17 protein-coding genes and 1 pseudogene are annotated in these 17796 nt (G+C 72.2%); 10 read left to right on the top strand and 8 right to left on the bottom strand.

Going from position 1 to position 17796, the window contains the following annotated elements; genetic code table 11:
• Window positions 1-295: 295 nt before the first annotated feature.
• Window positions 296-505, top strand: a pseudogene (locus tag ACFYOU_RS18625) (IS5/IS1182 family transposase); the annotation flags it as partial.
• Window positions 506-591: 86 nt separating this feature from the next.
• Here the strand turns inward: ACFYOU_RS18625 and ACFYOU_RS18620 are convergent.
• Complete coding sequence (locus tag ACFYOU_RS18620; RefSeq protein WP_391306885.1) at window positions 592-1290, bottom strand: histidine phosphatase family protein; 699 nt, start codon at window positions 1288-1290, stop codon at window positions 592-594.
• Window positions 1287-2627, bottom strand: a complete 1341-nt coding sequence (gene hemL / locus ACFYOU_RS18615; protein ID WP_389768592.1) for a glutamate-1-semialdehyde 2,1-aminomutase — start codon at window positions 2625-2627, stop codon at window positions 1287-1289. Before hemL ends, ACFYOU_RS18620 begins: the two co-directional genes overlap by 4 nt.
• A 1425-nt stretch (window positions 2628-4052) precedes the next feature.
• On the opposite strand from hemL, the gene ACFYOU_RS18610 reads away from it, so the two are divergent.
• Both ACFYOU_RS18610 and ACFYOU_RS18605 read left to right on the top strand, forming a co-directional pair.
• Complete coding sequence (locus ACFYOU_RS18610) at window positions 4053-4670, top strand: hypothetical protein (RefSeq protein ID WP_389768595.1); 618 nt, start codon at window positions 4053-4055, stop codon at window positions 4668-4670.
• Between the two features lie 341 nt (window positions 4671-5011).
• Window positions 5012-6304, top strand: coding sequence for a glycosyltransferase family 4 protein (locus tag ACFYOU_RS18605; protein WP_389768598.1), 1293 nt, complete (start codon window positions 5012-5014; stop codon window positions 6302-6304).
• A gap of 124 nt (window positions 6305-6428) precedes the next feature.
• Here the strand turns inward: ACFYOU_RS18605 and ACFYOU_RS18600 are convergent, their stop codons facing one another.
• The 3 genes from ACFYOU_RS18600 to ACFYOU_RS18590 form a co-directional block, all read right to left on the bottom strand.
• Window positions 6429-7118 (bottom strand): CE1759 family FMN reductase, encoded by a 690-nt coding sequence (locus tag ACFYOU_RS18600; protein WP_391306883.1) that lies wholly within the window; start codon window positions 7116-7118, stop codon window positions 6429-6431.
• Window positions 7115-8254, bottom strand: a complete 1140-nt coding sequence (locus ACFYOU_RS18595) for a CE1758 family FMN-dependent luciferase-like monooxygenase (protein ID WP_391306881.1) — start codon at window positions 8252-8254, stop codon at window positions 7115-7117. The genes ACFYOU_RS18600 and ACFYOU_RS18595 overlap by 4 nt, the downstream gene beginning before the upstream one ends.
• 181 nt (window positions 8255-8435) lie before the next feature.
• Window positions 8436-9077 carry a TIGR03086 family metal-binding protein gene (locus tag ACFYOU_RS18590; RefSeq protein WP_389768605.1) on the bottom strand — a complete coding sequence of 214 codons (642 nt, stop codon included), beginning with the start codon at window positions 9075-9077 and terminating at the stop codon, window positions 8436-8438.
• Between the two features lie 83 nt (window positions 9078-9160).
• Between ACFYOU_RS18590 and ACFYOU_RS18585 the strand changes: the two genes are divergently transcribed.
• Window positions 9161-9997 carry a DUF6597 domain-containing transcriptional factor gene (locus ACFYOU_RS18585; RefSeq protein ID WP_391306880.1) on the top strand — a complete coding sequence of 279 codons (837 nt, stop codon included), beginning with the start codon at window positions 9161-9163 and terminating at the stop codon, window positions 9995-9997.
• 121 nt (window positions 9998-10118) lie between these two features.
• On the opposite strand, the gene ACFYOU_RS18580 is transcribed toward ACFYOU_RS18585, so the two are convergent.
• Entirely contained in the window at window positions 10119-10721 is a 603-nt protein-coding gene (locus tag ACFYOU_RS18580; protein WP_391306879.1) for a hypothetical protein, read from the bottom strand.
• Window positions 10722-10898: 177 nt separating this feature from the next.
• Here ACFYOU_RS18580 and ACFYOU_RS18575 point away from each other — a divergent pair, with 177 nt between their 5' ends.
• The 3 genes from ACFYOU_RS18575 (at window position 10899) to ACFYOU_RS18565 (ending at window position 12415) form a co-directional block, all read left to right on the top strand.
• Window positions 10899-11237 (top strand): YnfA family protein, encoded by a 339-nt coding sequence (locus ACFYOU_RS18575; RefSeq protein ID WP_389768614.1) that lies wholly within the window; start codon window positions 10899-10901, stop codon window positions 11235-11237.
• A 141-nt stretch (window positions 11238-11378) separates the two neighbouring features.
• Window positions 11379-12176 (top strand): SDR family NAD(P)-dependent oxidoreductase, encoded by a 798-nt coding sequence (locus ACFYOU_RS18570; protein ID WP_391306877.1) that lies wholly within the window; start codon window positions 11379-11381, stop codon window positions 12174-12176.
• Entirely contained in the window at window positions 12173-12415 is a 243-nt protein-coding gene (locus ACFYOU_RS18565) for a hypothetical protein (RefSeq protein WP_391306875.1), read from the top strand. The genes ACFYOU_RS18570 and ACFYOU_RS18565 overlap by 4 nt, the downstream gene beginning before the upstream one ends.
• Before the next feature lie 31 nt (window positions 12416-12446).
• Here ACFYOU_RS18565 and ACFYOU_RS18560 read toward each other — a convergent pair whose 3' ends face one another.
• Window positions 12447-13640, bottom strand: a complete 1194-nt coding sequence (locus ACFYOU_RS18560; RefSeq protein ID WP_389768622.1) for an RtcB family protein — start codon at window positions 13638-13640, stop codon at window positions 12447-12449.
• Window positions 13641-13856: 216 nt separating this feature from the next.
• Between ACFYOU_RS18560 and ACFYOU_RS18555 the strand changes: the two genes are divergently transcribed.
• The 3 genes from ACFYOU_RS18555 (at window position 13857) to ACFYOU_RS18545 (ending at window position 17465) form a co-directional block, all read left to right on the top strand.
• Window positions 13857-14735 carry a DUF3558 domain-containing protein gene (locus ACFYOU_RS18555; RefSeq protein WP_389768624.1) on the top strand — a complete coding sequence of 293 codons (879 nt, stop codon included), beginning with the start codon at window positions 13857-13859 and terminating at the stop codon, window positions 14733-14735.
• Window positions 14736-14857: 122 nt separating this feature from the next.
• On the top strand, window positions 14858-15739 hold the full coding sequence (locus tag ACFYOU_RS18550; protein WP_391306872.1) for a DUF3558 domain-containing protein: 882 nt from the start codon (window positions 14858-14860) through the stop codon (window positions 15737-15739).
• Between the two features lie 145 nt (window positions 15740-15884).
• Window positions 15885-17465 carry a DUF2637 domain-containing protein gene (locus ACFYOU_RS18545; RefSeq protein WP_391306870.1) on the top strand — a complete coding sequence of 527 codons (1581 nt, stop codon included), beginning with the start codon at window positions 15885-15887 and terminating at the stop codon, window positions 17463-17465.
• A 14-nt stretch (window positions 17466-17479) separates the two neighbouring features.
• On the opposite strand, the gene ACFYOU_RS18540 is transcribed toward ACFYOU_RS18545, so the two are convergent.
• Window positions 17480-17695 (bottom strand): hypothetical protein, encoded by a 216-nt coding sequence (locus tag ACFYOU_RS18540; protein ID WP_387003779.1) that lies wholly within the window; start codon window positions 17693-17695, stop codon window positions 17480-17482.
• Window positions 17696-17796: the final 101 nt, after the last annotated feature.

The raw sequence follows: 17796 nt of genomic DNA, 5'->3' as shown, positions 1-17796 counted from the left end.
GATCACTAAAGGCTGTCCCGTAATCCCGTTAATCCCGTGAGGTTGAGGGTCAGATCGAGTCCGGGTCGGCGCCGGCAGCGCCGGCTGAGCGCGGGGGTGTCGCCGCCACCACCGCAGGTCGGGGCCGGGGAGTTGGTGGAACCGGTCGAGTGCGATGCCGTCGTCGTCGACGGTCGCGGCCCCGTACCGGTCGTCCAGGGCTTTGATCTGCGGGGTCCAGAGCTGGACGACATGGTCATCCAACAGGAGCCATGCCGGTCTCGAAGTCGGCAGCGGGCCGCACCCTCGACCGCCTCGGGCCGATGCCCGCGCACGGGAGGGGTCCGGTGCCACGGCCGCCGTCGGCAAGACACTCGCGCTCGCCGACGGCGGCCGTCCGGGCACCGGACTCGTCATGCCCCACCGCCGCCGCGAAGGCGAAGACCCGTCCGACGGGAAGCAGGCGCACCACAAGTCCCACCAGCAGGTCCGGGCTCGCGTCGCGCACGCCTTCGCCCGCATGCAGAACCTCGCTGTCGCCGGACAGACGCGCGGGCCGCACGGCGAACAGCCGCGTCCGCACCAACCCAGAGGTCATGTGCGGGACGACGCTCAGGCCCCGAACGCCTTGTCCTTCCCCTTGACCTTCTTGGCCCCCGCCAGCAGATGGGCGGGCACCAGGTCCCGGGCGGGCTCGGAGTACCCCACCGACACGATCCGGTCACCGACGTAGGTGAAGCTGGTGAGCGAGGCGAGGGTGCACTGCCGCCGCCGCGGGTCGTGCCACAGTCGGCGCCGCTCCACGTAACTGCGCACGATCCAGATCGGCAGTTGGTGACTGACGAGCACGGCCTCGTGCCCCCGTGCGGCCTCCTTCGCCGCGTCCATCGCCCGCATCATCCGCACCACCTGGTCGATGTACGGCTCGCCCCAGGAGGGACGGAACGGGTTGATCAGGTGCTGCCAGTTCTCCGGTCTGCGCAGCGCCCCGTCGCCCACCCCGAAGGTCTTGCCCTGGAAGACGTTGCCCGCCTCGATGAGCCGCACGTCGCTGCCCACGTCGAGGCCGTGGGACTTGGCGACGGGCTCCGCCGTCTCCTGCGCGCGCTCCAGCGGGGAGGCCGCGACATGGGTGACGTCCCGCTCCGCGAGGTGCTCGGCGACCCGGTCGGCCATCCGCTGCCCCAGCTCCGACAGGTGGTACCCGGACAGCCTCCCGTACAGGATGCCCTCCGGGTTGTGGACCTCGCCGTGCCGCACCAGGTGGACGACCGTGCGGTCCGCGACCGTCTCGCGCGCCCCGCCGCTCATGCCGCGCCTCCCGCGGTCCCCGGAGCGACGGCCTCGGCGGCGGCGCGGGCCGCTGCGGGCAGCGCCGCCGCGATCCGCTCGACCGCCTGCTCGTCGTGCGCGGTGGACACGAACCAGGACTCGAAGGCGGAGGGCGGCAGATAGACCCCCTGGGCGAGCATCGAGTGGAAGAACGCGGTGAACCGGAAGGACTCCTGCCGCTTGGCGTCCTCGTAGTCGTGGACCTCGTCCTCCGTGAAGAACACGGAGAACATGTTGGAGGCGCTCTGCACCCGGTGCGCGACGCCCTCCTTGGCGAGCGCCCCGGTGACCAGGGTCCGGATCTGCTCGGCGACCGCGTCGACGGTCGTGTACGCGGCGTCGTCCAGCAGGCGCAGTTGGGCGAGCCCGGCGGCCGTCGCGATCGGGTTCCCGGACAGCGTGCCCGCCTGGTAGACCGGGCCGGCCGGGGCCAGCGCGGCCATCACGTCCGCCCGGCCGCCGAAGGCCGCCGCGGGGAAGCCGCCGCCCATGACCTTGCCGAAGGTCATCAGGTCGGGCGCCACCCCGTCCACCCCGTACCAACCGGCCCGGGAGGTGCGGAACCCGGTCATCACCTCGTCCGAGACGAACAGCGCACCGTTCTCCCGGCACAGGTCGCGCAGCCCCGCGTTGAAGCCCTCGCGCGGCGGGACCACGCCCATGTTGCCGGGGGACGCCTCGGTGATCACGCAGGCGATCTCGCCCGGGTGCGCGGCGAACGCGGCCCGGACGGCGTCGAGGTCGTTGTACGGGAGGACCACGGTGTCCCCGGCCTGCGCACCGGTCACGCCCGGGGTGTCCGGCAGCGCGAAGGTCGCGAGTCCGGACCCGGCGGCGGCCAGCAGGGCGTCCACGTGGCCGTGGTAGCAGCCGGCGAACTTGACCACCTTGGCCCGGCCGGTGAAGCCGCGGGCCAGCCGGATGGCGGACATGGTGGCCTCGGTCCCGCTGGAGACCAGCCGGACCTGGTCCACCGGCGCCACCCGGGCCACGATCTCCTCGGCGAGCGCGACCTCCCCCTCGCCGGGCGTCCCGAAGGACGTGCCGCGGACGACGGCCTCCTGCACGGCGGCGATCACCTCGGGGCGCGCGTGCCCGAGGATCATGGGGCCCCAGGAACACACGAGGTCCACGTACTCGCGGCCGTCGGCGTCGGTCAGGTAGGGCCCACGGCCGGACACCATGAACCGGGGCGTACCGCCCACCGCGCGGAAGGCGCGTACGGGGGAATTCACACCCCCGGGCGTCACCAGGGCCGCGCGGTCGAAAAGCGACTGCGAAGCGGGGGCTTCATACCGATAGGGTAGTTGGCTCATGACCTGCGGTTCCCTAGTGCCGAATGGGGTGGACGCCCCCCAGACTAGAAGAAAGGCCCCGCCCCCATCTCCCGGGGCGGCGCGGTCACCGGGTCTCCGGGGCGGGTACCGGGTACGTGATCTCCGATGCGGTCCCACACGACTGCGCGAGCCGACCGCCGACGGACCGGCGGACGGACCCGCAGGCCGGTGGACGGGCCCGCAGACCGGTGGACGGACGGTGGACCGGTGGACGGACCCGGGCACGGGGACGCGGGGACGTCGGACGCGGGGGCCGACCCAGACCCGGCGGACACGGGGGACGTCGGACGCGACGGACCGACCACGACCCGGCGGCGCGGAGGACTACGGACGCGACGGACCGACCCCGACCCGGCGGACACGGAGCACGGCGAACGCGACGGACCAACCGGGACCCGGGCGGACACGGAGCACGGCGGGCGGGGGCACGGCAGACGCGGAGCACGGCGGGCGCGGCGGACACGCTGGACGTGCGGGGCGGGTCGGCGCGGGGCGACCAGCGTCGGGGGCGCGGCGGGCGGCCGATCGGCGTGCACCCGCACCGGTTCCCCGCATTTCCCTTACCGGTAGCGCACACCCGCATTGCCGGACGGCTCGGACACGTCCATTCCGTACCGCAAACCGGCGCGTCGGTTCCCGCCGTTCGTCGGGTGCTCCCCATCTCGGGCACCGGGAATTCCCCGTGCGTTCAACAACGCGGTGCCGGCCCTTCCCGATACCGCGCGGGGTGTTCCGTTTGCGGGCCGCCGTTTCCCTCTGTTGCGCACGCCCCGGGAACGGAACGCGCAGAACACGAATATCCGGGCCCGCTCCGTAGCGGAGTGTCATCGGCACGGGCCGGCGGAGCGGTCACCGCGGGGCAACACGCAGGAACGCGGGGGCGACCGGGGAACCACCCACGAGGGGGCGGGTTCCGGGCAACCCCGGAAGGTCTGCGGCCACCGATCGGGCGGGTCCCGCGGTTGCGGACGTCCACGGGTGCGTTCTCGGGTTCCCGCGGAAAAGGGCGGGGCCACGGCGAACACGGTGATTTCCCGGCGCACCGTTCCCGGGGGTTCAACGGGCTTTTCCCCGCGCGACTTCACCCCGCGCTTTCGAGCCGGCTCCGCGCTTATCCCCTTTGGACTTTGCCCGACGGGTATATCCTGCTGCCACCCGGAGTACGGTGGCGACCCGCCTCCGGGCGCCCCACCTCATGAGCCGGACCCATGATCCGTAGACTACCCAGACGGCTCGAAGCCGGACATGATACGGACTGCGGCCTTGGTGCCAGAGCCTTCCGACGTCCGGCGTCAGGGTGTTTCACGGCACGTTTCGGCGCGTGGGCGTGGGGGAGGTCACTGACACGATGATCGGGTTGCGCGGCCGGTTCCGCGCGCCTTGGAAAAGCAGTCGGGTGGAGATATGCATCGCGGTGGCGGACTGGGCGAGGGGACCGACGACCTGGGCCCCCGGCGTGCCCGGCGGGGAAGGCACCGGCGCGAAGCGGCGGAGGCGGCGGGAGCCCAGCTTCCCGGCGGGGCGCACGTCCCGGGGGGCCGGGGCGAGACGGAGCGGGCGTACCCGGGAAGCAGGAGCGGGCGGGTGGGGGTGACCTACAAGTACTTCGGCGCTCCCGACGGTGCCACCGCGGCCCGGGTGCCGATCTCGATGCGCCCCGAGGAACTCGGCGGCGACGAGCTGGGCATGGGCGGCATGTTCACCAAGATCAAGCCGGAGACGGTGGCCGCCATGGTCCTCACCGGCATCGAGGGCATACCCCTGCACAAGGTGCCGCCGCTGGAACTCGTCGTCCTCCATCCCGACTACGCCGTCGTGAAGCTCCCCATGACGGTCGTCGACCCGCTGCGCGGCGTCGGCGAGGAGTCGGTGGGCGCGGCGGCGTTCATCTGGTCCACCGTCCCCGACCGGGGCGGTCCGCGTGACGCATTCAACGTCTACCAACTGTTGCACCAGTGGCAGGACTTCAGCCACCGCCTCCACGAGGCCGGTCACCAACCGTACTGTCTAGTATGGCCTTGACCATTGCACTACCGCAGCACCACTGACGTTCCGTCACCACCTCCGGGGCACAGCACGTTCGACCTCGCCGTGCCCGTACTCCCCCGTCCACCATCTGGCTCGCGCTCGTAACCACTTCTCGACACGGGGCGTTCCATTCTGTACACCGCGCGGCCTGGGCCGGGGACGTGAGTCGTGGAGGTGACGTGCGCGCGCGGTGCGCGGGCCAAAAGCTGGAGGAAGCACGTGGAACCGCCAGAGCACGTGAACCAAACCGCTCAAAACGTTCCGACCGGCGGGGGGGTGGGCAGCCGCGCTGACGGCCCTGCTCCCGGGGACCGCCCGGTACGGGGGACTGGCGCATGAAGATCGTTTTCCTGCTGCACAACGGATACGCCATCGGGGGCACCGTCCGGGTGACCCTCAACCTCGCGGGGGCGCTCGCCGAACGGCACGACGTGGAGATCGTGTCGATGATGCGGCACCGCGAGAACCCGCGCTTCGTGACGCCCCCGGGGGTCCGACTGGTCCCGCTGGTGGACATGCGCGAGGCAGGGCCGGACGCAGCCCTTCCGGAATTCGATGAACCCGCCCGCGATTTTCCCGTCGAAGACACGCGTCACCACCAGTACAACCGGCTGATGGACCTGCGCGTACGGGAATATCTGAAGGGCTGTACCGCAGACGTCGTCATCGGCACTCGGCCCGGGATAAATGTGTATCTGGCACGTTTCGGGCCCCCCGGCGCCCTGCGGATCGCCCAGGAGCACCTGCGGCACGACGCCCACCAGAAGCCGTTGCGCGGGGTGCTCGCCCGCCACTACCGCACCCTCGACGCACTGGTGACGATCACGGAGGCGGACGCCGCCGCCTACCGGGCGAAGATGCGGCTGCCGGGCGTCCCGGTGATCGCGGTGCCGAACATCGTGCCGGACACGGACGTGACCCCCTCCGACGGCTCCGCCAAGGTCATCGCCGCGGCCGGGCGGCTCGCCAAGGGGAAACGGTTCGACCTGCTGCTCGACGCGTTCCGGCTGGTCTCCGACAAGCAGCCCGACTGGCGGCTGCGGATCTACGGGGGCGGGGCGCAGCAGGAGCGGTTGCAGCGGCAGATCGACCGGCTGGAGCTGGCCGGCCGGGCCACGTTGATGGGGCCGCACTCGCCGATCGAGCCGGAGTTCGCCAAGGCGTCGCTGCTGGTCAGCGCCTCGGACGCCGAGTCCTTCGGGATGACGCTGGTCGAGGCCATGCGCTGTGGGGTGCCGGTGGTCAGTACGGACTGCCCGCTCGGGCCCGCCGAGATCATCCGCGACGGCGTCAACGGCAGGCTCGTGCCGATGGGGGACGCCCGTGCACTGGCCGAGGCCATGCTCGCCCTGATCGACGACGAGTCGGGCCGTCGGGAGATGGCCGCCGCCGCGCTGGAGAGCGCCCGGCGCTACGACCCGGGACCGATCGTCGACCGCTACGAACTGTTGTTCGACGATCTGGGGGCCAGTCGGGGTCGACGGAACTGGCAGCGCACCCGCGCCCGGTACGTCGCCTCACTGGTGCGCAGACGTCGTGCCCTCATACGACGGGTGCGGCGATGGCGCGCGGCGCGGTGGCTGCGCGATCTGCTGCGGGGGTCGGGACCGGGGCGTTCCCGGGCCTGACTCCGCGCATGCAGCGGTCATGACTGCGTCACCTGCGCGGGGCGCCCCGTGCGGGGCGGGTGCCCGCCGCCCGGGCCGCGGATGCGGCCCGGGCGGCGGGCACGGACCCGGCGCAGGGTTTCCGTCACCGCACCTTCAGGGCGGCGAGCTGCTGCTCGAAGGGCACGACCCGGTCCTTGAGGGAGCCGGTGCCGAGCGGCCGGTCCTCGATCGAGCCGACCGTGCGGGGCGCCCCGCCGGTCGTCCCGGCCGGCCCGTCGCCGCGGTCCTGCGCGGGCACCCCGGCGGAGGCCGCTTCCTCCCGCGGCGCCGTGAGGGCCACGAGTTCCCCGGCGGCCCGCTCGATCCGCTCGGCGAGCCCTTCGGCGCCCCAGTCCTCGGACGCGGCGTAGACGCCGGTCGGCAGGACCACGGCCCGCAGGTACCCGAACAGCGGCCGCAGGGCGTGGTCGAGCACCAGCGAGTGCCGTCCGGTGCCCCCGGTGGCGCCGATGAGCACCGGCTTCCCGGTCAGCGCGTCCTTGTCGATCACGTCGAAGAACGACTTGAACAGTCCGCTGTAGGAGGCGGAGAACACCGGCGACACCACGATCAGCGCGTCCGCCCCCGCCACCGACTCCAGGGCCGACTCCAGGGCGGGCCCCGGGAAGCCGGTGACGAAGTTGTGCGCGATCTCGACGGCGAGGTCCCGCAGTTCGATCACCTCGACGTCCGTACCGGGCGCCCGCCGCACGGTCGACTCGGTGAGCCGGTCGGCGAGCAGCCGGGTGGACGAGGGGACGCTCAGTCCCGCGGAAACGACCACGAGCTTCATGCGGTCGTCACCTCCTGCGTGTCGTTGCTGTCACTGGTGTCACTGGTGTCACTGCCATCGGCTGCGCGCGCCGCGGCGAGCCGGCTGGCGTGGGTGGGCGCGTCCGGCACGTTCGCCGGGCGGTTCTTGGCGAACTCCTTGCGCAGCACCGGGACGACCTCCTCGCCGAGCAGGTCCAGCTGCTCCAGGACCGTCTTGAGCGGCAGTCCCGCGTGGTCGACGAGGAAGAGCTGGCGCTGGTAGTCGCCCGCGTACTCGCGGAAGGACAGCGTCTTCTCGATGACCTCCTGCGGCGAACCCACGGTCAGCGGCGTCTGCTGGGAGAACTCCTCCAGCGACGGACCGTGCCCGTAGACCGGCGCGTTGTCGAAGTACGGCCGGAAGTCCCGGATCGCGTCCTGCGAGTTCTTCCGCAGGAACACGTGCCCGCCGAGTCCGACGACGGCCTGCTCGGCCGTGCCGTGCCCGTAGTGGGCGTACCGGTCGCGGTAGAGCTCCACCATCCGCTGGGTGTGCTGCTTGGGCCAGAAGATGTTGTTGTGGAAGAAGCCGTCACCGTAGTACGCGGCCTGTTCCGCGATCTCCGGGGAGCGGATCGAACCGTGCCACACGAAGGGCGGCACCCCGTCCAGCGGACGCGGGGTCGAGGTGAACGACTGGAGCGGCGTGCGGAACTTGCCCTCCCAGTCGACCACGTCCTCGCGCCACAGACGGTGCAGCAGCGCGTAGTTCTCGATGGCCAGCGGGATGCCCTGCCGGATGTCCTGACCGAACCACGGGTACACCGGGCCGGTGTTGCCGCGGCCCATCATCACGTCGATGCGACCGTTCGCGAGGTGCTGGAGCATCGCGTAGTCCTCGGCGATCTTCACCGGGTCGTTGGTGGTGATGAGGGTGGTGGAGGTGGAGAGGATCAGGTTCTCGGTGCGGGCGGCGATCCAGCCGAGCATGGTCGTCGGCGAGGAGGGGACGAACGGCGGGTTGTGGTGCTCACCCATCGCGAAGACGTCGAGCCCGACCTCTTCGGCCTTCAGCGCGATGGACGTCATCGCGTTGATCCGCTCGTGCTCGGTGGGGAGACGGCCGGTCGTCGGATCCGGCGTGACGTCCCCGACGGAGAAGATTCCGAACTGCATGGCTGCTCACCCTTCGAAGTGGTTGATTGTTCAACTACATCAGTCCGAACCGTACCCCACCCCTAGGTATTCCCGCACCCCCGCCCCCGACCACCGCACGCACGAGGGCCCGGCGGGCGGTCCACCGCCCCACCGGACCCTCATCACGTTCCGTGACACCCCGCCTGCCGAGGGGCGCCGCCTACGACTCCCCCGGCGCCGCCCCCTCGCCCGGCGGGGTCCACCGCGGGTCACGCCCCGTCGCGGCCAGCAGCCGCTCGAACGCCCCGGCCCCCTCCGGCACGGCCACCGGCTCCCCCATCATCCCCATCCGGCGCGCCGTCGGCCCCAGCTCCGCCACCGCCCGCTCCAGCACCGGCACCACGCCCGTGCCGTCCGGATCGGGCCGGTACGGCACCCCCAGGGCCCGGGCGAGGTCCCAGGCGTGCACCGTGAGGTCGAGCAGCGCCATGCACCCCACCGTCCGCGCCGGCAGGTCCATCGCCCCCGTGGTGCCCTCCTCCGCGCCGGGCAGCGACCACGCCCCGACCAGCTCCGTCACCGCCGCGGCGAACCCCTCGCGCCAGTCGGCCCCCACCGCCACCCGCTCGGGCGTGGCGCTGAAGTCGGACGGCCGCTTCAGCGCCAGCTCCCGGAACTGGACCACCACGTGGAAGAGGTGGTCCAGCAGGGCCCGCACGTCGTAGTCGGCGCACGGGGTGCGGTGGGTCAGCGAGGCGTCGGGCAGCGCCCGGACCAGGTCCACCGCAAGGCGGCCGGAGGCGTCGAGGAGCACGCCCAGCGCGGGGGCACCGGACTCCGGCGCAGTACGAAGATCACTCATACGTTCACCGTAAGAACGCGCCACGGCCGCGGCTTGAACAAACGCGACAGCTCTTCGCGAGCACCCCCGCTTACGATTCCCCCATGTCAGCGCCACGCCGTGACACCCGGGGCATCGTGAACGCCGCCGACCTGCTGAACCACGTACGTTTCCGCCGCCACGAACCCGCCGCCGACCTACGCCCCTACCTGGAGCACTACTGGCTGATCGACTGGGACCTGCCACGGCCCTACGCGACGCATGTCGTCCCCCACCCCTGCGTCAACATCGTCTTCCAGCACTACGCGGGCCAGCAGCCGTTCTGCGAGGTGGCGGGCGTCGGACTCGACCTGTTCACCCAGGAGCTGGCGGCCACCGGACGCGTCTGCGGCATCCAGTTCCGTCCGGGCGGCTTCCGCCCCTTCGCCCCGCACGCGCCCGCCGCCGAGTGGACCGGACGCCGTCTCGCCCCGCCCGCGGTCTTCGACGAGCCCGCGCACGCACCCGCGCTCGCCACCGCCCTGCACGCCGTCCTCACCCCCGAGGACGACCGGGCACGCGTGGCGGCGCTCGACGCCTTCCTCCGGGGGCTCGGCCCGCACGGCCGGGGCCCCGAAGCCGACCCGCAGGCCGCCCTGGCCACCGACCTGGTCGACCTCATCCGCCGGGACCGGTCGATCCGCCGGGTCGGCGACTTCGCCCGCGACCAGGACATGCCGGTCCGCACGATGCAACGGCTGTTCGCCGCGTACGTCGGGGTCGGACCCAAGTGGGTCATCCTCCGCTACCGCATCCACGAGGCCCTGGAGCGCGCCGAGGACGAGCGGGCGGTGGACTGGGCGGGACTCGCGGCCGACCTCGGCTACGCGGACCAGGCCCATCTGGTCCGCGACTTCACCGCGACGGTCGGCGTCCCGCCGACCGCGCACGCGGCGCGCTGACGGAGGCGCGTTCACCTGGCGGTGCGCTGTCGGGTGCGGGTGCGCTGTCGTTCTGCGCAGTTCCCCGCGCCCCTGAAGGGCTCCCGGCCGGGCCGGTGCGCACCGGACGGGCCGGTGCGCATCAGAAGTGGTAGACGTCGCCCGTCTCCAGCACCAGCACCTCGTGCCGGTGGTTGTCCGGGTTGTCGTCCCGTGCGCCGCCGTTCCACAGGGTGTCGATCCGTAGCGACACCTCCGTCGGCGCGCCCGCCAGCCGGACCGCCAGCTCGACGGGGTCACCGAGGCCGCCCGCCGTCAGCCCGCCGGTCCGGCACACCAGCGCGGCCCGGCCCGCGCGCACGCACCGCGCCGGGAGGACCTGCTCGTCGGCGAGCGGCACCGACCAGTCGAGTCGGGTCGTCGCGTCGCTGATGTCGGAGGGCCCGAAGTTCTGCGGGGTGAACCGCAGGCTCACCCGGCCCTGCGCCATCGACACGCTGCCGTGCTGCGCCAGGTCGGCCTCCGACACCGACGCCTCCGGTTCGTCCCCGGGGGCCGCCCCCGTCGGCAACGGTCCCGTCGGCAGTGGTCCCGCGGCGGCCGTGCCGAGCGCCACGGCGCCCACCAGGCACGCCGCCAGCACGCCGCGGACGGGACGCCACCCGGCCCCACGGCGGCCGCGGCCGTACTCGTGGCCGTGTCCGTGGCCGTACTCGCGCCCGTGTCCGTAGCCGTGTCCGCGCACCGCGCCCGCTCCTCACCGTCGCATCGGTCCGGTCCGGTCGGGTCAGGTCCCGTCGGGTCAGATCCGGTCAGGTCCGGTCATACGATCCGATGCATCACGGGGATGTATCCCCCGCCACGCAGGCCCCAGGCGCCACCCAACAGGTGACGCGTCCCGGCGACGTGGCAGCCTCTCCCCATGCTCACCGCCCGCTCCGTGCTGCTCTTCGTCGTCGCCGCCCTCTTCGAGATCGGCGGTGCCTGGCTCGTCTGGCAGGGGGTGCGGGAGCACCGGGGCTGGGTGTGGATCGGTGCCGGGATCATCGCCCTCGGCGCGTACGGGTTCGTCGCCACCCTCCAGCCCGACGCCGAGTTCGGCCGCGTCCTCGCCGCCTACGGGGGTGTCTTCGTCGCCGGTTCGATCGTCTGGGGCATGGTCGCGGACGGCTACCGGCCGGACCGGTGGGACGTGACGGGCGCCCTGATCTGCCTCGCCGGCATGGCCGTGATCATGTACGCGCCCCGCAGCGGCAGCTGAGGCGAACGGGACGTCCGCACTGGTCAGCGGGGTGTCGCCGAAAGTTGTCCACAGGCCCGAACGGTGTCCGCCGGACCCGCCTATCCTGAATCCCGGCGACGCAGCCGCGCCACCAGCCGCCCCAGGCCGAGGAGTCCCGTCATGACCCGCCCGGACGCCAGTACCCTCCCCCACGGCGCGCCCCCGCCGGCGCGCACGGCGGTCGTGACCGGAGCGAGCAGCGGCATCGGCGCGGCCACCGCCCGCCGGCTCGCCGCCGAGGGGTTCCGGGTGGTGCTCACCGCCCGCCGCAAGGACCGGATAGCGGACCTGGCGGCGGAGCTGACGACAGCCGGCCACCAGGCCACGGCCCACCCGCTGGACGTCACCGACCGCGCCGCCGTGGAGTCCTTCGCGGCGACCCTGGAGCACTGCGCGGTCCTGGTGAACAACGCCGGCGGAGCCCTCGGCGCCGACCCGGTGGCGACGGCCGACCCGGCGGACTGGCGCCAGATGTACGAGACCAACGTCCTCGGCACCCTGCACGTCACCCAGTGCCTCCTCCCGGCGCTGGAGGCGAGCGGCGACGGCACGGTGGTGATCGTGTCGTCCACCGCGGGCCACGCCGCGTACGAGGGCGGCGGCGGGTACGTCGCGGCGAAGCACGCCGAGCACGTCCTCGCCGAGACCCTCCGGCTGGAGATCGTGGGGCGCCCGGTGCGGGTCGTCGAGGTGGCGCCCGGCATGGTCCGCACGGACGAGTTCGCGAAGACCCGGTTCCGGGGCGACGAGGAGAAGGCCGCGAAGGTCTACGAAGGGGTGGCCGAGCCCCTCACGGCGGACGACGTGGCCGACACCATCGCCTGGACGGTCACCCGCCCGAGCCACGTCAACATCGACCTGCTGGTGGTGCGCCCCCGCGCCCAGGCGTCCAACACGAAGGTCCACCGCGTCCGATGACCACCGGCCCGGACGACCCCGGCCCCGACCAGCCCGCCGCCCACCCGGCCCCGCCCACCGACACCAGTGCCGGCACCGGCACCGGCACCGGCACCGGCACCGGCACCGACGCGGACGTGCGCCGCCGCGCCGAGGAGAAACGCACCGAGCGCTACGTCTGGTGGTACCTGGCCTACTTCCTCTTCGGCATCCACCTGGTCGCCTTCGTCATGATCTACGCAGTCCGCCACGGCAAGTAGCCCGCCGGGGCGGGCCGGCCGTCCCGACGGCTCAGCCCTTCACACAGACGACCTGCTTCAGCTTCGCCACCACCTGCACCAGGTCCTGCTGCTGCTCGATGACGTGCTCGATCGGCTTGTACGCGCCGGGGATCTCGTCCACCACGCCGGCGTCCTTGCGGCACTCGACGCCCCGGGTCTGGTCCGCCAGGTCCTGGACGGAGAACCGCCGCTTCGCCGCGTTGCGGCTCATCCGCCGGCCCGCCCCGTGGGAGGCCGAGTTGAACGACTTCTCGTTGCCGAGCCCGCGCACGATGTACGAGCCGGTGCCCATGGACCCCGGGATGATCCCGTAGTCCCCGGACCCGGCGCGGATCGCGCCCTTGCGGGTGACCAACAGGTCCATGCCGTCGTACCGCTCCTCGGCCACGTAGTTGTGGTGGCAGGAGATCTCCGGTTCGAACCCGACCTTGGCCTTGCGGAACTCCTTGCGGACCACGTCCCGCAGCAGCGACATCATCAGCGCACGGTTGTACTTCGCGTACTCCTGCGCCCAGAAGAGGTCATTGCGGTAGGCGGCCATCTGCGGGGTGTCCGCGACGAAGACCGCGAGGTCACGGTCGACGATGCCCTGGTTGTGCGGGAGGGACTGCGCGATGCCGATGTGGTGCTCGGCGAGCTCCTTGCCGATGTTGCGCGAACCCGAGTGCAGCATCAGCCACACCGCGCCCTCCGTGTCGATGCACACCTCGACGAAGTGGTTGCCGCCCCCGAGCGTCCCCATCTGTTTGCTCGCCCGGTCCTGGCGGAAGTGCACCGCCTCGGCGATCCCGCCGAACCGGGTCCAGAAGTCGTTCCAGCCCGCGGTGGCGAAGCCGTGGAACCGTCCGGGGTCCACCGCCTCGTCGTGCATGGCGCGGCCGACCGGGATGGCCTCCTCGATCTTCGAGCGCAGCCGGGACAGGTCGCCCGGCAGGTCGCCCGCCGTCAACGAGGTCCGGACCGCCGACATCCCGCAGCCGATGTCCACCCCGACCGCGGCCGGACACACCGCGTCCCGCATCGCGATCACCGAGCCGACCGTGGCGCCCTTGCCGTAGTGGACGTCCGGCATCACGGCGAGACCCTTGATCCAGGGCAGCGTCGCCACGTTCTGGAGCTGTCGCAGTGCCCCGTCCTCGACGGTCGCCGGGTCCGCCCACATCCGGATCGGTACCCGGGCCCCCGGAAGCTCCACGTACGACATAACGCCCTCTTAACCCCGTAGTTAGACAAATGCCCGAAAACGCAAATACCGGTGCCAAGGTCAAGGAAAAGGATGCTGGACCGGCATTCACGGCCGTGCGTGCGATACACATTGTGTCGGCCGGACCGTCCCCTGCGGCAAGCGATTAAGCCCTCCCAGGGACCCGGCCGCGCCCCCGCGCCTGTCCGGCGCACCCCCGTCGAGAGGAACACCACCGTGCAGCGGAAGGCGTACGTACCGGGCGTCGCCGTACTCCTCACGGCCCTGCTCGCGGGCTGCACCAGCGGCTCCGAAGCGGACGGCTCGGCCGGTGACGCCAAGCAGGGCGGGCCCGGCGCCTCCGTGCCCGCCGCCGAACCCGGCCGCTACCGCACCCTGCCCGAACCCTGCGGCGCCCTCAACCGCAGCACCCTGGACTCCCTGCTCCCCGGGATCAAGGAGATCGCCGACGAGGAGCAGCGGAACAAGGCGTACGAGGGCACGGCGACCGCCACCTACGACACCGACCGCCGGGTCGGCTGCCGTTGGAAGGCCGAGTCCGTCGACGCCACCCACCACCTGCTGATCGACCTGGACCGGGTGGTGTCCTACGACGGGGAGGTCAGCGACGAGGAGCGCGCCCAGGAGGTGTACGAGGCGAAGAAGTCCGACGCCGACATCCCGGAGCCCGCCCGTTCCTCCGCGGACACGCCGTCGAACTCCGGTTCCTCTTCCGGCAGCACGTCCCCGGACGCCTCCGGCACCCCCGACGGCGGGACGGGTTCGCAGCCCGCGGCCTCGGACGACCCCACGGCCGACGCGGACACCGACACCGACACCGACAGCAGTGGCGACACCGACGCCGACTCGGCGGACGAGTTGCTCCCCCGCGTCCTCGACGACCTCGGCGACGCCGCCTTCATCGACGACGCCGCCACCTCCTCGGGCTCCGCCCAGCACCGCGAGGTGACTGTGGTGTTCCGCACGTCGAACGTGATCGTGACCATCGGTTACGAGGCCCAGCCGACGCTCGCCGGCGAGCAGCCCGACAGCAAGGACATGCAGGACAGGGCGCGGAACCTCGCCGCCCGGCTGGCCGACCGACTGAGCAACTGACGGCGGTCCGGCCCGTCCCCGCAGGGGGTGTTGCGGACCCGCCCATCACCCGTTCGGCGTACCGTGACCCCTCGGACCACCCGCAAGGCCCACTGATCCACCGCGTCACGAGTGAAGGAACCATGCACCGACCAGCACAGCGACTCACCCGCGTCCTCGTCTGCGCGGCCACCGCGACGGTGATCATCGGCGCGGCCGGCTGCTCGTCCGACTCCGGCTCCGACTCCGGTTCCGACGACGCGAAGAAGGGCGGCGCGTCCAGCGCCCCGGCGTCCGGCTCCGCCACCCCGGACTCCGCGCCCCCGCCCGTCGAGGAAGCCGCCTACACGAAGCTGCCCGACCCGTGCGAGACGCTGTCGAAGACGACCCGCGGGGAACTCGCCCCGAAGGCCGGGGCGGGCAAGGCCAGCACCTCCGACGACACGGCGACGCGCGGCACCTGCTCGTGGAGCAGCCTCGACAACAACGGGGTCAAGGGCTCGCAGTTCCGGTGGTTGAACGTCTCGCTGCTGCGCTTCGAGTCCGACCAGAACCGCGGTTCCGGCGCGAAGCTCGCCAAGGAGTACCTGGGCAAGCAGATCACGGACGCCCAGGGCACGAGCGGGGCGCAGAAGCTCGCCACCGCCCCGCTCAACGGCACGGGCGACGAGGCGCAGCGGGTCGCGTACGACCTGAAGAAGAAGGAAGGCACCTTCAAGCAGAACACGGTCGTGGCGCGCGTCGAGAACGTCGTCGTGACGGTCGACTACAACGGTGCGGGCCTCGCCGGTGACGCGACCCCGAGCGCCGAAACGCTGACGAAGGCGGCCCAGAAGGCGGCCAAGGAAGCGGTGGCCGCGGTCATCGCGGCCAACGAGCAGTCCGCCGACGAGGACGGCGACAGCAAGAACAAGAAGAAGAACAACAAGGGCGACAAGGGCTCCGAAGAGGGCAAGACCGGCGGCGGTTCGGGCAGCGGCATCTCGCGGTCCCCCGACAAGAGCAAGCCGCAGAAGGCCGCTTAGCCCACGTCCGGCCCTGGTCAGGGGAGGCCGGGGAGGGCACCGCGTCGCCGACCACCCGCACAGGTGTGCCACTCTGTTGCGCGCAACAGCCTCACACGGCAGGGCGAGGGCGCGGCAACACAGGCGGCGCAGGGAGGGGGCGACGGTGGCCGAACCACTTGAGCTGACGCGGACCCACCGCATTCTCATCGGGCTGGTCGTCGCCGGCGCGGTCATCATCGCCGGCATCGGCTTCGCCGGTTCCTACGCGGCGGTGCGCGAACTCGCCCTGGCCAAGGGCTTCGGGAACTTCAGCTACGTGTTCCCGATCGGCATCGACGCGGGCATCTGCGTACTGCTCGCGCTGGACCTGCTGTTGACGTGGATACGCATCCCGTTCCCGTTGCTGCGGCAGACGGCGTGGCTGCTGACCCTGGCGACGATCGCGTTCAACGGCGCGGCGGCCTGGCCCGATCCGCTGGGCGTGGGCATGCACTCCGTGATCCCGGTGCTGTTCGTCGTCTCCGTGGAGGCGGCCCGGCACGCGGTGGGCCGGATCGCGGACATCACCGCGGACAAGCACATGGAGGGCGTCCGGCTGACCCGGTGGCTGCTGTCGCCGCTGCCGACGTTCCTGCTGTGGCGCCGGATGAAGCTGTGGGAGCTGCGCAGTTACGACCAGGTGATCCGGTTGGAACAGGACCGGCTCGTCTACCAGGCGCGGTTGCGCTCCCGCTTCGGTCGCTCGTGGCGGCGCAAGGCCCCGGTGGAGTCCCTGATGCCGCTGCGGCTCGCGCGCTACGGGGTCCCGCTCGCCGAAACCGCCCCCGCGGGTCTCGCCGCCGCGGGCATCGAACCGGCCGTGCTCCCCGCGGCCGAGGTCAAGAGCACCCCGATCGCACCCAGCGCACCGGCCCCGGCGCCGGCCCTCGACCACGAGCCGGAACGCCAACTCGCGCCCGCCACCGGCGCCGCACCCCCGCAGCACCGGGGCCCGGACCGACCGGCCCCCGCGAACCGGCGCCAGGTGCCGGCCCAGGCGCAGGCGCAGAGGGTCGACGAACACGGCAACCCGTGGTTCAAGGACCCGCAGCCGCAGAAGCCCTACGCGGGCGGCTACGACCCCACGTACGAACCGGACGAGCGGTACGAACAGTGGTACGCGGAGCAGCGCCACGAAGACGTGTACGAAGACGCAGGCGTGGACGGGCACCAGGCCCCGCGGCGCGCGGAGGGCATGCGGTCCGAGGACCTGTGGCGCGACGACCTGTGGCCCGAGGACCCCGAGGCGGCCCTGCCCGACGACATGCCGCCCCCGTACCCGGACGCCGAGTTCCCGGCGGAGTACGTGCGGCCCGAGCCCCCGCGGCCGGGGTTCCACGTGCCGGCGGGGCCGAACCAGACCCGTCCGCTCGGGCACGGCACGGTGCCCGGACCGCGGACGGGGGACGTCATCGAGCAGGCGCCGGACGACGCCGTCTTGCCGCATCCGGAAGGGGAGCCGGCCGGGGGCGCGGGCGACGAGGAGCGTTCCGGGTTCCCGGAGGGCATGTCCCGGCAGGACGCGTACTACCAGGTCTTCCGCCAGAGCTTCAAGGCCCAGGGGAGCATGCCGACCCCGGGGAGCTTCGGCGCGGACCTCCAGTCGACGTACGGCGTCCAGGAGAGTGACGCCGCACTCAAGCGCTATGTGAAGTCCTTCGGGGAGCGGTTCAACACCGAGTTGGCCGAGGACCACATCGCGTAGGAGCTCGTGGAGGACTAGCGCGCAGCCCGCGCCCGGTCCCGTTTGCGGGAGACGTCCGCCCACACGCCCAACGCCAGCCCGCCGACCAGCAGTACGGCGTACACGGCGGCGGGCAGGTCGAACCAGAGGTGGAGCAGTCCCATGGGCTGGTCCCCGAAGACCGGCCCGAACAGTCCGAGCCCGCCCTGGATTCCGACGACCCATCCGACGATGGCGAGGATTTCCTTCATGCCTCCACCCTCCTCCCGGCAATGGCCCGTTTCGTCCTGCGCGGGGCGGAACCGGCACTACACCCAAAGATGCAGCGACGACCAGGGAGCCCCCGGCACGT

The organism is Streptomyces sp. NPDC005955 (assembly GCF_042871255.1).
Taxonomy (GTDB): domain Bacteria; phylum Actinomycetota; class Actinomycetes; order Streptomycetales; family Streptomycetaceae; genus Streptomyces.
This window is presented reverse-complemented; position numbering and strand designations above follow the sequence as displayed.

Bases quoted from the DNA above. Each gene is read 5' to 3' on its own strand.
- hemL (WP_389768592.1), bottom strand. From the start codon at position 2,627: ATGAGCCAACTACCCTATCGGTATGAAGCCCCCGCTTCGCAGTCGCTT.
- ACFYOU_RS18585 (WP_391306880.1), top strand. From the start codon at position 9,161: ATGTCAGCGCCACGCCGTGACACCCGGGGCATCGTGAACGCCGCCGAC.
- ACFYOU_RS18575 (WP_389768614.1), top strand. From the start codon at position 10,899: ATGCTCACCGCCCGCTCCGTGCTGCTCTTCGTCGTCGCCGCCCTCTTC.
- ACFYOU_RS18590 (WP_389768605.1), bottom strand. From the start codon at position 9,077: ATGAGTGATCTTCGTACTGCGCCGGAGTCCGGTGCCCCCGCGCTGGGC.
- ACFYOU_RS18605 (WP_389768598.1), top strand. From the start codon at position 5,012: ATGAAGATCGTTTTCCTGCTGCACAACGGATACGCCATCGGGGGCACC.
- ACFYOU_RS18570 (WP_391306877.1), top strand. From the start codon at position 11,379: ATGACCCGCCCGGACGCCAGTACCCTCCCCCACGGCGCGCCCCCGCCG.
- ACFYOU_RS18565 (WP_391306875.1), top strand. From the start codon at position 12,173: ATGACCACCGGCCCGGACGACCCCGGCCCCGACCAGCCCGCCGCCCAC.
- ACFYOU_RS18550 (WP_391306872.1), top strand. From the start codon at position 14,858: ATGCACCGACCAGCACAGCGACTCACCCGCGTCCTCGTCTGCGCGGCC.
- ACFYOU_RS18560 (WP_389768622.1), bottom strand. From the start codon at position 13,640: ATGTCGTACGTGGAGCTTCCGGGGGCCCGGGTACCGATCCGGATGTGG.
- ACFYOU_RS18540 (WP_387003779.1), bottom strand. From the start codon at position 17,695: ATGAAGGAAATCCTCGCCATCGTCGGATGGGTCGTCGGAATCCAGGGC.
- ACFYOU_RS18595 (WP_391306881.1), bottom strand. From the start codon at position 8,254: ATGCAGTTCGGAATCTTCTCCGTCGGGGACGTCACGCCGGATCCGACG.
- ACFYOU_RS18600 (WP_391306883.1), bottom strand. From the start codon at position 7,118: ATGAAGCTCGTGGTCGTTTCCGCGGGACTGAGCGTCCCCTCGTCCACC.
- ACFYOU_RS18610 (WP_389768595.1), top strand. From the start codon at position 4,053: ATGCATCGCGGTGGCGGACTGGGCGAGGGGACCGACGACCTGGGCCCC.
- ACFYOU_RS18620 (WP_391306885.1), bottom strand. From the start codon at position 1,290: ATGAGCGGCGGGGCGCGCGAGACGGTCGCGGACCGCACGGTCGTCCAC.